This is a genomic window from Pseudomonas sp. LG1E9, from assembly GCF_003290225.1.
Classification (GTDB): Bacteria; Pseudomonadota; Gammaproteobacteria; order Pseudomonadales; family Pseudomonadaceae; genus Aquipseudomonas; species Aquipseudomonas cyclaminis.
The window spans coordinates 2,519,958-2,535,026 of sequence record NZ_CP029983.1 but is presented as its reverse complement, the minus strand read 5'-3'; the positions used below and the strand labels follow the sequence as shown (position 1 = coordinate 2,535,026).

Below are 15,069 nucleotides of genomic sequence, written 5' to 3'. Positions count from 1 at the left end.
GATAGCGCCAGCGTTGTTACGCAGGCGCTATTCCCACACACTCAGCCTCGAGCATCCAGACGATTGGCGACAAACCACTTGTAGGCGTCTCTCAAGCCATCCTCAAGCCCAATGCTCGCCTGCCAGCCCATAGACCTGAGCCGAGATACATCCATCAACTTGCGTTGCGTGCCGTCCGGCTTACTGGCATCAAACGTCAACGCCCCCTTGAAACCGGTAACTTTCGCGATAGTTTCCGCCAGTTCACGAATCGTGCAATCAATGCCGGTGCCCACATTAATATGGGAAAGCATCGGCTGAGTATTGGCACGATAGACCTCCCCCTCAAGCTCCATCACATGGACGCTGGCTGCCGCCATGTCATCAACATGCAGAAACTCACGCATGGGTTTGCCGCTGCCCCAAATCGCAACTTCTTCGACTGCTTTCTCGACGGCATCGTGGAAACGCCGTAACAACGCTGGAATTACGTGGCTGTTATCCGGGTGGTAGTTGTCGTGCGGACCGTACAAGTTGGTCGGCATCACGCTTCGATAGTCGCGACCGTGCTGACGGTTGTAGCTCTCGCACAACTTGATCCCGGCAATCTTGGCGATCGCATAAGGCTCGTTGGTCGATTCGAGCGTTCCCGTCAGCAGCGCCTGTTCAGTCATTGGCTGCTCGGCCAATTTTGGGTATATGCACGAAGAGCCCAGAAACAGCAGCTTCTGCACACCAGCACGATGCGCGGCTTCGATGACGTTCGCCTGAATCATCAGGTTGTCGTAAATGAAATCTGCGGGATAGGTATTGTTGGCATGAATACCCCCAACACGCGCAGCAGCCAGATAGACCTGATCGACCTTGTGCGAATCGAAATACCCCCGCACAGCGCCCTGATCAAGCAAATCCAGATTCTCGCGACCAAGAGTCAGGACATTTGTATAGCCTAAGGCAGACAAGCGCCGCACGATGGCTGAACCCACCATGCCGCGATACCCGACTACCAACACCGATTCGTTCAAATCACGAGCCACTGATCAGTTCTCCGTTGCAACAGGAACCTCGTGCCCGTGCTGCTTGAGCAAGGCATGACGCTGCGCTACTTTCAAGTCTTCACGCACCATTTCGGCACACATTTCCTGAACGGTAATTTCCGGGGTCCAGCCCAGCTTGGTCTTGGCTTTGGTCGGATCACCCAGCAAGGTTTCCACTTCGGCAGGTCGGAAGTAGCGCGGGTCAACCCGAACCACAACATCACCCACATTCAACGCCGGTGCTTTGTCACCGTTGATCGCAGCAACGACAGCAACTTCGTCAACGCCCGTACCTTCGAAACGCAACTCAATGCCCAGCTCAGCAGCCGACCAACGCACGAACTCACGTACCGAGTACTGGACGCCCGTGGCAATCACGAAATCTTCAGGCTCGTCCTGTTGCAGCATCATCCACTGCATGCGCACGTAGTCCTTCGCATGACCCCAATCACGCAGCGCATCCATGTTGCCAAGAAAAACGCACTTCTCCAGGCCCTGCGAGATATTTGCCAAAGCACGAGTGATCTTGCGGGTTACGAATGTTTCGCCACGGCGCGGAGATTCATGGTTGAACAGAATGCCGTTGCAGGCATACATGCCATAGGCTTCGCGGTAGTTGACCGTGATCCAGTACGCATACATTTTCGCTACCGCATAAGGGGAGCGAGGGTAGAAAGGCGTGGTCTCTTTCTGGGGAATTTCCTGTACCAGACCATACAGCTCGGAGGTCGACGCCTGGTAAAACTTGGTTTTCTTTTCAAGACCCAGCAGACGGATGGCTTCCAGGATACGCAAGGTGCCCATGGCATCAACGTCAGCGGTGTACTCAGGCGACTCGAAACTCACGGCAACGTGGGATTGTGCGCCGAGGTTATAAACCTCGTCCGGCTGCACTTCCTGAATGATGCGGGTGAGGTTGGAGGAGTCGGTCAGGTCGCCGTAGTGCAGGACGAAATTCTGATTGTCGACATGCGGGTCTTGGTAGATGTGGTCCACGCGCTGGGTGTTGAAGGACGAGGCACGGCGCTTGATGCCGTGGACTTCGTAGCCTTTCTCAAGCAAGAATTCAGCCAAGTAAGAGCCATCTTGCCCAGTGATGCCTGTGATTAATGCCTTCTTCATAAAAACCCTTATCTATTTTCTCAAGATGATTCTAATACATCTTTTTAGAAATGGAAGACTCTCGTAGACCAGCCCCACAGCTAAACCAAAGCGCTGTCGACGAATATCAAAAATCTGACGATCTCTATCATAAATACGCTTCGCACTGACACCCACAGCATCAAAAAAAACATATCCAACCGATGGGAGCATAGTTATTTTATTATCATAACCATGATCTAAAAAGTACTTGTAGTCGGCACAAATGTCGTAAGCACAATCGTATTCGATAGCTTTAGCTTCAAATATAATTCCCTGATGACAGTTGGAAATCCCCGTACGCGGATTTTCTATTGGGCGATTACGAAATCGGCCAAGAACATCAACATATTTAACTGGAAGGAACGCAGGAGCAGTACGAAACGAGCCTAATACATTACCAACAAAATAGTCACCTGCATTCAAAAACAACAACGCTGACCCTGTAGCCGCTTGAATGCCTTTGTTCATCGCATCATAAATCCCTTTATCCGGCTCGGAAACCCAATAATCAATTCCGCTGGACGCTTCAGCAATAGCTTCGGCTGTGCCGTCCCTGGATCCTCCATCAATTACGACGTACTCAATCTCAGAATAAAAACCTCGCTGCTCAGCGACGCTATTAGCCGTTTTAATAAAGCCCGCACGATCATTGTAAACCACTGTAATAATGCTCAACTTCACCATCAGTCAACTTCCTCAAACCGAACTCGCATACGCTCATGATTTTCAGCAGAATATGCGATCAAAAACAGATAGTAGGCATACTGAAAGTTCAGCAAGGAACCCATTGTAAGTAGCGCCAAGAAAACAATTAAACTTGATAAGTTTTTTTGTACAAGCGTAAGAGCACGAGCATTTCGGAAAACCCATAGAACCAATGGACCCAACAACACCAATGACCCTAGAACACCATTAGCGTATATATAGGTTGAAAAAAAATCAATTCCGCGCATAGGCCCTTCAAAATCGCCACTGATTAACTGCGCGCTCGAAACAAAACCGTACCCGAAGAGCAAACCGAATACACTAGAGGAAAAATCGAAAAAAAGCTCGTAAAAAGCACTCAATCGCACCCACAAACTTCCAAATGAATTGGCTTCCACTATCAAATTTAACAAAATAGGCGCAAACATCAATAACATTAAGACACCAGCGATCATGAATTTTAGAAGTCTAAAACCCATTCTGCTAACTATAAGGCTAGCCATCAAAAGCAACAAAAATACATAACCAACTTTAGCACCTGCAAAAAAAATCAAAACCAAATTAATCCACTTCAACCACCTAGATACTCCCATGACAGAGAATGCCAAATGCGTAATCATTAGATAGATCACAAATGGTGCAGACTCTATAAATAACCCTGTTACACGATAAAGGGACGGAAAGAGTTCAACGGGTGGAATGGTGTATGATAGATCGTGTGTATTCTCGTGTATTAAAACCCAACTTTGACCACCGCCCAGCATTAAAACAAGGTCCTGATATAATGCATATACAATATTAAAGCACCAAAAGCAAATTACAAACATGCGAAAGGCGCGTGGATTTTTCCTGACAACACTCACACCCAATAGAATATAGACAAAACCCAAAACGTAACTAAAATCTATCACTGCAAAGGGCCTTACTCCCGCCGCCCCTATACAGTAAACAAAATGAAGGATCGAGCAAAACAAAATCAAAAAATCAACTTTCTTAACTTTTGAGAAAGAAACAAGCATTGGTAGTGCCAAGTACCTAATAGGAACATTCCCCATCCCAAAATTAAAAGCCAAAGCGGGAAAGCTTGACAACATATAAAAAACTAAATACATACCCCCCCCTAAATTAAGCGCAGAATCTAAATAGGAAAATATCTCCTGAAGACCTTGCGAACGAAAAGCTGAACCACATAAAGCCGAGAAAAAGAAAAATTCTTATTATTTACATAAAAATCAGATATGCCGCGCACTCCGTACTCCTTGGAATCAGGATACCGGAGCAAGTGGAGGTATAAGCTGGCGTTGAGCTTATATATCAAATCCCGCCTGAACGACTCAACAAAATAAGCACGCGCTAAATTGTAATGAAGTGGCAACTTACAGTTTTTTGATGCAATACTAATTGATCCTTCATGCGCTCTAAAAAAAGATAAAACATCAGAAACATAGGCAAATTTCGGATACTTATTTGAAACCAATAGGAACAAAAGAAGGTCGTTTCCGATCGCATGCATCGAAAAATCACTACCCACGGAGTTTTCAATTTGCAGCAATAGATTATCCCGCAAATCCTGTAACCGGAACAGTGCACAGCCAGGCGATACCGGGTACCCCGCCCCCTTCATATCCCCCTCTATAAAGCTTTCAGCACTGTATACGCCACTCACCCCAATTGAATGGTGCAACTTCCCCTGACTTGGATCGGAACTGAAAACCCTAGTGGCCGTAAAGACAAAACCCACACTATCATTTTCAAGGAAGGGCAAAGTAGCTTCTAAAAAGTTAGGAGCAATAAGATCGTCAGACCACAAAATCTTACCATACACGCCTTTCGCCTCTTGCAGGCACCTTAACCAATTTCGAACAGGGCCGAGATTAGTGGAATTGCGGAAAACCTTTAATCTATCATCCGTTTTCGCCAGAGCAGAAATCAACTCCCATGTACCATCGACGCTGCAATTATCGACAACTACGACTTCAATATTTTCGTGAGTTTGAGATAGCGCAGAATTTAATGTCTCAACAATTATATCTTTTCGATTATAGACCGGTACCAAAACACTCACTAAACTCTTGAAATCCATCATTCAAAACCCTTAAAATAATAAATACAGTCCAAGTCTAAAAACACAGCTAAATCAAATCAGGGCTGCCTTCCCCCCCAACAATCTATGTACCTGTAGAGGTAGGAGTACAGCAGAAAACAACAGACTCAGTGTCGCGGCCAAAACAATGCCGCCCACCCCCATCCCGAAAAACTTAACCATCAAAAACGCTAGAGGAATATTAGTAATCATTGCTGTTATCGCGGTATAAAGTTGCACACGAATAGCGCCAGCACCATTAAGCATTACTGCAAAAATATTGTTCCACGTAGTCACAGCTACAAAAAGCGCAACAAGAGCAACCAACGAAATAGATACTGGAAATTCATGACCAATCCAAATACTTATAACCAATGGCGCTAATAGCACAAGACCCATTAAGCAGACCACAACAAAACTATATAGTTTCAACTGCGCTCGAAGCATTCGCACAATCCAAGCAGTGTCGTGACGATGGTAGGCGTCAGTATAGGCCGACCACAGCGGCGAACAAATCATTGTATGCAAAAATGTAATGATACTGAACAGTTTGAAAACAACCTCATACTCTGCCACATACTCTGGACCAAATAATTGAGTTATTAAAATCTTATCTGTGGCGAATACGACCAGAACAGCTAACTGAATAACAAAAAACTGAATACCTACCGACAGCAATGGCGTCACGTGATCACGCCGCAATTTGAAAGCTGGAATCAAACCTTTATACTCTCGGAAAAACCAAATACTTAAAAAAACATTCCCCCCCAGCAACCCAACCCCATACATCCAAGAAAGCTTAATAATACTCGCATCACTAAAAACACCTAACAGGTAAACCGCAACCAGCGCAAATACATTTGTAAATAGCTGACCTAACGATACAAGAGCAGTCCTTTGCACCGCACCCAATAGCGCAGTGACCAAACCAATCCAAAAATTAATCAACATAAATGTTATGGCAACTTGAACTGCGCTCCTAAGGTCCTCTTCAGCTACCAACTCCGTATTGAAGATACGCTGCCACGAAACAGAATATGAGAAATAAGTAAACAACAACCAAAGCAAAACAGCAACGAGAGCAATCAGACTATAAGCGGACGAAATATAGTTGCGTGCTTCGCTTGAATTGTTTTTAGCAAGAGACTCCGCAACTTTATTACGGAGCCCGTTACCTACCCCCAAATCAAAAAAAACCACCCAAGACATAATAGTCAGCAATGTTGACCAGATGCCAAACTGAGCGACTCCCAGATAAGAAATCATAAGAGGAATTGCCAAAAATGAGGCAGCGACCGCCCCCCCTTTATATAAGACAGCGCCCTTGATCTGCCTTAGGTAGTTGCGAGTCCGCTCAACATTTACATTCTCAGGCATTACTGCTGGCTCACCCAACCGACCATGCGTGCTACACCATCTCTTGCTGAGACCTTCGGCTTCCAACCCAACAGATCGTAGGCCTTAGTAATATCGGCCACAAAGACTCGCTGATCGCTTTCTCGAACGGGAAGCCGTGTGTAATTTAACTCAATATCGTTTATTTCATTCAGCAGAGAAAACAACTCAAGTAGCGAAAGGCTATTAGAAAACCCACCACCCACGTTAAACGCCTGCCCCCTGGCCAATTTAATATTGCTCACAGCACTCATATATAGAGTTTTCATATCGTCGGCATGCAGTACATCACGAACTTGTTTGCCACTACCTGAAATCGTAAACGGACTTTTTGCTTTTCCCTTCTTGGTTTCAATGGCTTTTTGACAAAACCACCCCACCCATCCTTGATCGTACGTAGCAAATTGACGACCGCCATACATAGAGGAATGGCGAAAGACGACGGTGTTTAAACCAAAGATCCGCGCATAATCCAGCATATATTGATCAGCGGCACCTTTGGAGCAGCCGTAGGGAGAATGAAAGTCGAGCTGAGTAGTTTCATCGAAGCCGTTCAATTTATCAGTACACTCATAGCGAGTGGTCGTCTCACGATAGCTATATTGCTCAAGATCGCCATAAACTTTGTTGGTGGACGAATATACGACGGTAGCGTCCGGCACATGTAAACGTACTGCTTCCAGTAAATTGTGTGTCCCCATGACATTAACCTCGAAATCCATACGAGGGTTAGCGATGGAGGTAGTCATCGCGACTTGTCCAGCAAGATGAAAGATTACATCAGGCTTATAGAGTTGAATAATCCGGGTAATATCATTTTGATTACGTATGTCGCCATGCTCAAATATAATCCCTCCTTGGCTCTGCAGCCAAGTAAGATTGTCCCTTGAGCCACTACGATATAAGCTGTCAAAAATGACGACTTCATCACCGCGCTGAATGGCATCAGACGCCAAATTACTACCTAGAAAACCACAACCACCCGTAATGAGTACTTTCATCATGCACTATCCTTATTGACCGTCATTTTTATGCCCTCCTCCAGCGAGATCGAAGGTACCCAACCGAATGAACGCATACGACTAATATCAGCTTCAAATAACATTGCTTCATTAATACGGTATGGAATTGCACCGAACTCCAAGATCGTTTTAGAAGCTGTAAGCGAATGAACAAGCTCAACAAATTTTCTTACGTACACGGCCTCGCCAGAGCCGACTTCAACATCTTCAAAATCAGCGATACTCCCAACATTCGAAAGAATCGCATCGTAGGCGCTTACGACATCACTTATAAAGATAAAGTCTCTTTTTTGAGTACCAGATGTTAACTTCAAATTTTCTTTATTTTCCAAGCAGGAGCTTATAACATGAGTTGTAAATTTACTCTTGTCGTCGCCAGGCCCATACATGTGCTGCAAGGAGATATTAATAAACTTAATCCCTGAGCCAATTTGCCTGGCCTGCTGCGCTCCCAGTGCACTGAAACATTGTTTTGACATCGCATAATTGCTGACAGTCGGATCAAGTATTGTCCCGGTATTGACGAAGAAAACTTCCTTACCAAGAAGTTTGGCTCCCTCCATCAACAGCAGTCCAAGGCGCACATTCACGTCAAATATTTCGACAAGTGATTCTCCTGCACGACCATACGAACACGCCGTATGAATAATATAATCCGGCGCAACCTTAGCAACTGCACCGAGCACATCCTCATCCCCATTACAACAGATCAATTGGATACCATCCAATAAATCTTGGATCCGGACTGTATTCGTTGTCGGACGTGTTAGAGCGGAAACCTTGTAACCGCTACGTATCCAATGACGTGCAAGTGCGCTTCCCAAAAAACCGGTGGCGCCTGTCAGCAATATATTCTTCATACTTAAAAATTAATACCGAAAAACTCTTCCAGCTTCTCGCCAATATACTCGAACTGCTCCGAGCCCAAGCCAGGATAGATACCCAGCCAGAACGTCTGGTTCATTGTGCGATCCGTATTCGTCAGCTCGCCGACAACGCGATACTCAAGCCCCTGGAAGTAAGGTTGACGTGTCAGGTTGCCTGCGAACAACAGGCGTGAACCGATGTTGTTCTGATCCAGGAACTTCAACAGGTCAACACGCTGGACGCCCGCGCTCTCTTTCAGAGTTATAGGGAATCCAAACCACGATGGATCACTGTTTGGCGTAGGTTCGGCAATTTCCAAGAAATCAGACAGGCTGCTCAACCGCTCTTTCAGCAGCACATAGTTGCGCTTGCGGGTGTCAATAAACTCCTGAGCCCGATCCAGCTGTGCGAGGCCACAGGCAGCTTGCATATCGGTGATCTTGAGGTTGTAACCCAAGTGCGCGTAAACGTATTTATGGTCGTAACCGGCCGGCAGGCTGCCGAACTGTTGGCCAAAACGATCGCCACAGGTGTTGTCGCAACCCGGCGCGCAATAGCAGTCACGGCCCCAGTCGCGAAAGGACTCGGCAATCACTTTCAACTGTGGGCTGTTAGTGAATACTGCGCCACCCTCCCCCATCGTGATGTGGTGAGCCGGGTAAAAACTCAGGGTACAGATATCACCGAATGTACCGACCAGCTTACCGTCGTACGTAGCACCCAGCGCGTCACAGCAGTCCTCGATCAGCCACAGGTTATGCTTTTCACAGATCGCTTTGACCGCTCCCAAATCGAAAGGATTGCCCAGTGTATGGGCGAGCATGATGGCTTTGGTCTTAGGTGTAATTGCAGCTTCGATCAGGCTCACATCAATGTTGTGCGTCTTCATATCGACGTCGACAAACACTGGGATGGCGCCGAACTGCACAATTGGGTTTACCGTGGTCGGGAAGCCAGCGGCTACGCCAATCACTTCGTCGCCCTTCTTGATTGCCCGCTCGCCCAGCTTGGGCGACGTCAGCGTGCTGAAGGCAACCAGGTTGGCGGAAGAGCCCGAGTTGACCGACAGCGCAAACTTTACGCCCAAGAACTCAGCCAGCTTGCGCTCAAACTCAGCATTGAAACGACCCGTTGTCAGCCAACCATCCAGGGAGGCTTCAACCATCAATTGCAGCTCGCGAGCCCCAATAACTTTTCCCGAAGGCGGGATAACGCTTTCACCGGCCACAAAAGGTTTTGGCGCCAGGGCGACTTGAGCGTACTGCTCAACGAGCTTACTGATTTCCTGGCGAAGCATATCGGGTGTCATAGCGTTTCCTGCTTAAAAAATATGAGTTACTTGCCGCATGAAGACATAGCGGCCATATAGGCATTGATTTCTGCGAGGCACAGAGCGTGTACGTCATTTCCGCTGAGCCAAGCTCTGTGCCACTTCACGATATAAGCCAGCGTTGTCTCCAAAGACCACGTGGGCGACCAGTGCAGATGTGCGCGGGCTTTTGACACGTCGAGCTTTAAATAACGAGCTTCATGAGGCTGGGGATTTCGGTCCAAAGCCCAGCTTGCACCCTCGCCCCACGTGTTCACCATATGGTCCAAAATCCAGTCCACGGGGCGGGCATCTTCGTCCTTAGGACCGAAGTTCCAGCCCTGTGCGACATCCTGACCACGCGCCCATAAATTCTCAGCCAATACCAAATAGCCACTTAGTGGCTCCAGCACATGCTGCCATGGTCGGGTTGCCTGGGGATTGCGGATAACCACTGGTTGCTGCTTTTCAAAGGCGGTGAGTATATCTGGAATCAGACGATCTTCCGCCCAATCGCCACCACCAATCACATTGCCAGCCCGCGCAGATGCCAGGGCAACGGGTTGATCCTTGCAAAAAAATGAGTTCCGATAAGCCGAAGTGACCAGTTCCATACAGCCTTTGCTGTTGCTGTACGGATCATGCCCACCCATGGGTTCATCCTCCCGATAACCCCATTCCCACTCACGGTTTTCGTAACACTTATCCGTGGTCACGTTGACAATCGCCCTCAGGCCAGGGCATTGGCGTGCCGCTTCAAGCACGTGCACCGTGCCCATCACGTTCGTGGCATAGGTCTCGACCGGTTGTTTATAGGACAGCCGGACCAATGGCTGGGCAGCCATATGAATCAGGATATCCGGACCATAGTCGACCATGCTGCGGGTGATTGCCTGCAAGTCTCTAATGTCGCCAATGTGCGACTGCATGCCATCACCGACACGGGCCTCGTCAAAAAGGGCCGGCGTCGTGGGCGGCGCAAGAGCGTAGCCCATCAAATCGGCGCCCATGCTCTGCAACCATAGCGAAAGCCAGCTCCCCTTGAAGCCAGTATGACCAGTCAGAAATACCTTTTTACCTTTCCAGAAGTCAGGTGTGACAGTAGCTTTCATCTTCACTCCCAAGTTTTCCAGGGCGCCCTGCCCGACGTCCAGAGGTCTTCGAGATGGTGCTTGTCGCGCAGGGTGTCCATCGGCTGCCAGAACCCCTGATGCTCAAAAGCCATTAGCCGATTCTCGGCAGCCAGATTCATCAAGGGCTCCTGCTCCCACACACTGCTGTCGTCGGTGATGTAATCCAACACTTCTGGGTTCAAGACAAAAAAGCCGCCATTGATCATAGCGCCGTCGCCCTTAGGCTTTTCCTTGAAGTTCAGTACCTGCCCTTGGCGAATGTCCAATGCGCCAAAGCGCCCTGGCGGATACGTCGCTGTGAGTGTCGCCGCCTTGCCGTGCTGCTTGTGGAACGCAATGGATGCACTGATATCGATATCGCCGACACCATCGCCATAGGTGAAGCAGAACGACTCTTCATCCTTCACGTAGTCGGCGACCCGACGAAGGCGTCCGCCAGTCATGGATTCATCGCCGGTGTCGACCAGGGTCACACTCCAGGCTTCGGCGCGCTTGTCATGCACTTGCATGGTGTTGTCACGCATGTTGAACGTCACGTCCGACATGTGAAGGAAGTAGTTAGCGAAGTACTCTTTGATGACGTAGCCTTTATAGCCACAGCAAATAATAAAATCGTTAATACCGTGAGACGAATACATCTTCATGATGTGCCACAAAATTGGCTTACCACCAATCTCGACCATCGGTTTAGGCCGGGTGCTGGTTTCTTCACTCAGACGCGTGCCTAATCCGCCAGCCAAAATCACAGCTTTCATCTTTTATCCTTAATTAATTCGAGCTCACAAAAGCGTCGGAATAGAAATTTTTGTGTGGAAGGCCAAGCGTCACAAGCTTTTCTTTGGCCGAGTGAATCATCTGTTCGGAACCGCAGGCGTATACCACCGACTTCGCCAAATCGACCCCATCGCACTCGAGCGCATCTTGCACGTAACCTATGCGCCCGGTCCAATTACCATCTGGACGTGAAAGCACCGGAATGAAGCTGACCGGCAACAGTCCGAGCTCTGGCTGCCAATAGATATCTGCGGCGTGCCGCCCCCCCCAATACACCCATATCTTTTTATTCGACACTTGCTCAGGGTTAACCATTAGTTGCTCAAGAATGGCCTTCACAGGTGCGATGCCAGTCCCAGTCGCCAAAAAAATGAGATTTGTCGGCTCAGTATTGCGCAGAGCAAACGTGCCCTGCGGCCCCTCCAACCGAAGCAAATCATTGGCGGCGAGTTCCTCAAACCAGTAGCGACTCATGACGCCTGCAGAAACCTGACGGATCTGAAGCTCCAGTTTCCCATCCTGCCGAGGCGCGTTGGCGAGAGAGTAACTTCTTCTCACACCGCCCTTGCCGATGATGTCAACATACTGGCCAGGCAGATAATTCAATGAGTCTTTCGGTGGCACCCTCAGGATTACCTGCATTACATCGTCAGCTAGACGCTTGAAAGAGTCCACCCGACAAGGAAGAGTCTTGCTAGTGATATCTGCAAATTGGCTCAGATCTTCGATCTCAAGGCATACGTCGCTCAACGCCGTTCGGCAGCAAGTAAGGATGTAGCCGGACAGAAGCTCGTCTGCGGACAGAACAGACTCGTCATGACGGATAACCTCCGTCTCCCCCACCGCGCGAGATTTGCAAATTCCACAACGCCCCGAACGGCAGCTGTACTCAAGCGTCACGCCATGCTTTTTCGCACTGTCTAGAAGCGTTACGCCCGCCTCACAGAGAAATGTCTTTTGGTTGGACAAGGTTATAGTTGACATTGCGCCTGCAGCTCGCTCAAAAAAATAATATAAACAACAGCTTAGCGGATCAGCCCGCTCAGAAAACTCACGCCCAGAGCGTTACCCGACGTTCTGCGATTCAGAAGGCGAGAGGCTAATTCAACTGTACACATTACCATGTACGCCTCCTTAGCTTGCCGACCAATTTAATCCCAACAGCAAAAAAAGCTGTCATGCATGTGCACCTGAAACGGTAATTTTTTGATTATAGTGTGTACAATTCTGTTTTAGTAACCTCAGCCAGCCCCTTCGAAGCATGCAGCGTGAATGCACACTCAAGCAGGATACGCAAACGATATAGCTGTCGAGCAAAAAAAAACCAGCACATTTTGCCAAACCAGCACTCACCCACCACCCGCCTGAAAAAGCTCAGCTGAATTTGACGTGTGTCATCACCTCGCCTCAACCAAGAGAAATGCGGAAAATCTGCTGGAAAGCCGATAGAATTATCTTTCCGACACAAAATACATGCGTCTAAACTTAATGGACTTTAGGGAAAAAAAATGTCCTCACACTTCAAATGTGCAATTCTTTCATTTTGCGCTGCATCGTGCCTATTTTTATGGATTCCCTTATATTCAGTTTACTTATCGATTAACGATATAAATTTCAGCATTAGAGACTTCTTTTTTACCTCTCTGATCATCACGGCAATATTCAGCATACTTCTATATGCAACGTCCACACTACTAACAAAAATAAAACTTCAATGGCTTTCATTCGGGGTTCTGCATTTCATAATTTTCTGGTCCTCTATTTCCGGGTTAATGCTGCCTCTTGCAGCCACTGCCGGAATGACTTCCCCAGAAGAGCTCCCTATCAACTTCATCAACCTTACACTGACAGCAACAGCTTCGATTATCCTCACGCTATTGACCTATACAAAACTAAAGCCAGCAACTCACATATTCGCGCTGATACTGGTAGCCACTTCACTAGCCGCCGCAGCACCGTCGCTTTACGAAACGGGTTCGTCATCTGCCCGATTTTCCGAGCTATCTAACACCGACAACATTATTGTACTCAGCTTCGATGGTTTGGCCGGTGTAATTGCCAAACAGGTCATTGAAGAAAACCCAGAGCTCAAGTCCACATTTCGAGATTTCCAATTCTATGACAATGCCATATCACTTGCTCCTGCAACTGTCGCCTCACTTAGATCTGAGCTTTATGGGAATATAAACTTTAGAGCACTTTCCTCGGATTCAAAAGACCTTTCAAAAAAACTTTCAGACAAAACCAACTCCATCGCTAGAGAGCAAAATTTGCACTCTGACGTCATGACCTACGGTATGTATAGCAGTTTCAACACGACTCTGTCAGAAGTGATCGTTCCAGGCACTATCATGCCAAATAGCCTTGATGAAAAAATATCACTCACTTTGAGTTTTTATCCCCACATCGCAGCGCGCGTGGCTTCCCCAATCATCGCAGCCATCGTAAACGCAGAGGTTCATGCGATACAGCTGAACTACTTACGAGATGGCAAAGCGGAGAGAGCGGCCAACCATAAAGGCGCTTCATGGGACGCGCTGAGTACACTACAAAGCGATGAACTGGTTGCGCTCACTCAGGCCCTACATAGCGGCAATAGCAGGCGCACTGTTCGATATATGCATTTTTTACATACCCACTTCCCGGTTGACCTTGATGAAGCTTGCAATTATCGAAGCAATGACAGCGAGTGGTTTAACAAAAATCAAAATTACACAGGCCTAGTTAACGAGACACACTGCGCCCTCCGACAAACTGCCGACCTTATTGAAAAACTACGAGCACTTGACCTTTACGACAAGACACTTTTTATCGTAAAAAGCGATCACGGCGCGACTGCAGACTACTTTAACGACGCTCCAACTTCCAACAAACTTGATGGCATTCAGTTTAATGGCAATACGCTCTGGGGATACAATAGATATCGCCCCTTACTCATGATTAAACCTTACTCTACTTCCAACGATACAATTACGTATAATCACAATCCTGTCAGCCTGAGCGACCTGGCAAAAACTTTATGCCGGCAGTCTCCAGAACATCAGACGTGCGACCAATACAAGGGCACCGACCTATTAAATCCAACAGCTGAAGACAGTGCTAAAATTCTTTACATGGACGTAGTAAAGGATGAGACCTCAACCTTTGATTTTGACACCCAAATCACAATAGACCTACCAAGAAATATTAATTTTGAACAGGCACTCAAGGACACCGGAAAAGTAACGCTTGATAATCCAATGGCATATTTCAAGCAACGCAAATCCCATTTGGATAAAATCCGAGAAACCTTGGACGCCTACCATACCGCTTATGGCGCCTACCCTCAGAGTTTGGGATTTGACGGCATTCACTCCGATTGGGGGCGTTCATCAGAGAACTGGATTTCAGGTGTGGTACCCGATTTCATTGATGCCCTACCTCGGGATCCGGGGCTCAGCGCGACCGCATTACCGCAGTATCTGTACTGGTCAAACGGCACCGACTATAAACTCATTGCTCATGGAGTTCCTCAGTCCTGCTCTGTCGCATCAACGCTCAACCCGGAGATGGTGGATCCCGTACGTCAGTGCTACGCATTTGGCTACTGGACTCAAAATGCCCAGTCTCGATAGGGCGTTTA

13 protein-coding genes are annotated in these 15,069 nt (G+C 47.7%); 1 reads left to right on the top strand and 12 read right to left on the bottom strand.

The features are described from left to right. Positions 1 to 41 precede the first annotated feature (41 nt). From DNK50_RS11930 to DNK50_RS11875, 12 genes are read right to left on the bottom strand one after another with little or no spacing between them, the layout of a single operon-like run. Positions 42 to 1,016, bottom strand: a complete 975-nt coding sequence (locus DNK50_RS11930; protein WP_112194190.1) for a GDP-L-fucose synthase — start codon at positions 1,014 to 1,016, stop codon at positions 42 to 44. A 3-nt stretch (positions 1,017 to 1,019) separates the two neighbouring features. After that, complete coding sequence (gene gmd, locus DNK50_RS11925) at positions 1,020 to 2,138, bottom strand: GDP-mannose 4,6-dehydratase (RefSeq protein ID WP_112194188.1); 1,119 nt, start codon at positions 2,136 to 2,138, stop codon at positions 1,020 to 1,022. Positions 2,139 to 2,150: 12 nt separating this feature from the next. Then, positions 2,151 to 2,843 (bottom strand): glycosyltransferase, encoded by a 693-nt coding sequence (locus DNK50_RS11920; RefSeq protein ID WP_112194186.1) that lies wholly within the window; start codon positions 2,841 to 2,843, stop codon positions 2,151 to 2,153. Further along, the gene (locus DNK50_RS28790) at positions 2,843 to 3,976 is read right to left on the bottom strand and encodes a hypothetical protein (RefSeq protein WP_162633373.1); all 1,134 of its coding nucleotides are present in this window, start codon (positions 3,974 to 3,976) and stop codon (positions 2,843 to 2,845) included. Before DNK50_RS28790 ends, DNK50_RS11920 begins: the two co-directional genes overlap by 1 nt. Before the next feature lie 26 nt (positions 3,977 to 4,002). Continuing rightward, a complete protein-coding gene (locus tag DNK50_RS11910) occupies positions 4,003 to 4,950 on the bottom strand; it encodes a glycosyltransferase family 2 protein (protein ID WP_112194182.1) in 948 nt (315 codons plus the stop codon). 51 nt (positions 4,951 to 5,001) lie between these two features. Beyond that, positions 5,002 to 6,324 (bottom strand): oligosaccharide flippase family protein, encoded by a 1,323-nt coding sequence (locus DNK50_RS11905; protein WP_112194180.1) that lies wholly within the window; start codon positions 6,322 to 6,324, stop codon positions 5,002 to 5,004. Next, positions 6,324 to 7,346 (bottom strand): GDP-mannose 4,6-dehydratase, encoded by a 1,023-nt coding sequence (locus tag DNK50_RS11900; RefSeq protein ID WP_305891551.1) that lies wholly within the window; start codon positions 7,344 to 7,346, stop codon positions 6,324 to 6,326. Before DNK50_RS11900 ends, DNK50_RS11905 begins: the two co-directional genes overlap by 1 nt. Next, complete coding sequence (locus DNK50_RS11895; protein WP_112194178.1) at positions 7,343 to 8,224, bottom strand: NAD(P)-dependent oxidoreductase; 882 nt, start codon at positions 8,222 to 8,224, stop codon at positions 7,343 to 7,345. The genes DNK50_RS11900 and DNK50_RS11895 overlap by 4 nt, the downstream gene beginning before the upstream one ends. Positions 8,225 to 8,226: 2 nt before the next feature. After that, positions 8,227 to 9,540: a lipopolysaccharide biosynthesis protein RfbH gene (gene rfbH / locus DNK50_RS11890; protein ID WP_112194176.1), complete on the bottom strand. Its 1,314-nt coding sequence runs from the start codon at positions 9,538 to 9,540 to the stop codon at positions 8,227 to 8,229. A gap of 26 nt (positions 9,541 to 9,566) precedes the next feature. Beyond that, the gene (rfbG, locus tag DNK50_RS11885; RefSeq protein WP_112196925.1) at positions 9,567 to 10,652 is read right to left on the bottom strand and encodes a CDP-glucose 4,6-dehydratase; all 1,086 of its coding nucleotides are present in this window, start codon (positions 10,650 to 10,652) and stop codon (positions 9,567 to 9,569) included. A 2-nt stretch (positions 10,653 to 10,654) separates the two neighbouring features. Beyond that, entirely contained in the window at positions 10,655 to 11,428 is a 774-nt protein-coding gene (rfbF, locus tag DNK50_RS11880) for a glucose-1-phosphate cytidylyltransferase (protein WP_112194173.1), read from the bottom strand. Positions 11,429 to 11,441: 13 nt separating this feature from the next. Further along, positions 11,442 to 12,431: an FAD-binding oxidoreductase gene (locus tag DNK50_RS11875; protein ID WP_112194172.1), complete on the bottom strand. Its 990-nt coding sequence runs from the start codon at positions 12,429 to 12,431 to the stop codon at positions 11,442 to 11,444. Between the two features lie 524 nt (positions 12,432 to 12,955). On the opposite strand from DNK50_RS11875, the gene DNK50_RS11870 reads away from it, so the two are divergent. Next, complete coding sequence (locus tag DNK50_RS11870) at positions 12,956 to 15,061, top strand: sulfatase-like hydrolase/transferase (protein WP_112194171.1); 2,106 nt, start codon at positions 12,956 to 12,958, stop codon at positions 15,059 to 15,061. The last annotated feature ends 8 nt before the right edge of the window (positions 15,062 to 15,069 follow it).

Excerpts from the sequence above, each read along its gene's own strand:
- rfbG (WP_112196925.1), bottom strand. The coding sequence starts at position 10,652 with ATGAAAGCTACTGTCACACCTGACTTCTGGAAAGGTAAAAAGGTATTT.
- gmd (WP_112194188.1), bottom strand. The coding sequence starts at position 2,138 with ATGAAGAAGGCATTAATCACAGGCATCACTGGGCAAGATGGCTCTTAC.
- DNK50_RS11900 (WP_305891551.1), bottom strand. The coding sequence starts at position 7,346 with ATGATGAAAGTACTCATTACGGGTGGTTGTGGTTTTCTAGGTAGTAAT.
- DNK50_RS28790 (WP_162633373.1), bottom strand. The coding sequence starts at position 3,976 with ATGTATTTAGTTTTTTATATGTTGTCAAGCTTTCCCGCTTTGGCTTTT.
- DNK50_RS11920 (WP_112194186.1), bottom strand. The coding sequence starts at position 2,843 with ATGGTGAAGTTGAGCATTATTACAGTGGTTTACAATGATCGTGCGGGC.
- DNK50_RS11875 (WP_112194172.1), bottom strand. The coding sequence starts at position 12,431 with ATGTCAACTATAACCTTGTCCAACCAAAAGACATTTCTCTGTGAGGCG.
- DNK50_RS11905 (WP_112194180.1), bottom strand. The coding sequence starts at position 6,324 with ATGCCTGAGAATGTAAATGTTGAGCGGACTCGCAACTACCTAAGGCAG.
- DNK50_RS11910 (WP_112194182.1), bottom strand. The coding sequence starts at position 4,950 with ATGATGGATTTCAAGAGTTTAGTGAGTGTTTTGGTACCGGTCTATAAT.
- DNK50_RS11895 (WP_112194178.1), bottom strand. The coding sequence starts at position 8,224 with ATGAAGAATATATTGCTGACAGGCGCCACCGGTTTTTTGGGAAGCGCA.
- DNK50_RS11870 (WP_112194171.1), top strand. The coding sequence starts at position 12,956 with ATGTCCTCACACTTCAAATGTGCAATTCTTTCATTTTGCGCTGCATCG.
- rfbH (WP_112194176.1), bottom strand. The coding sequence starts at position 9,540 with ATGACACCCGATATGCTTCGCCAGGAAATCAGTAAGCTCGTTGAGCAG.
- rfbF (WP_112194173.1), bottom strand. The coding sequence starts at position 11,428 with ATGAAAGCTGTGATTTTGGCTGGCGGATTAGGCACGCGTCTGAGTGAA.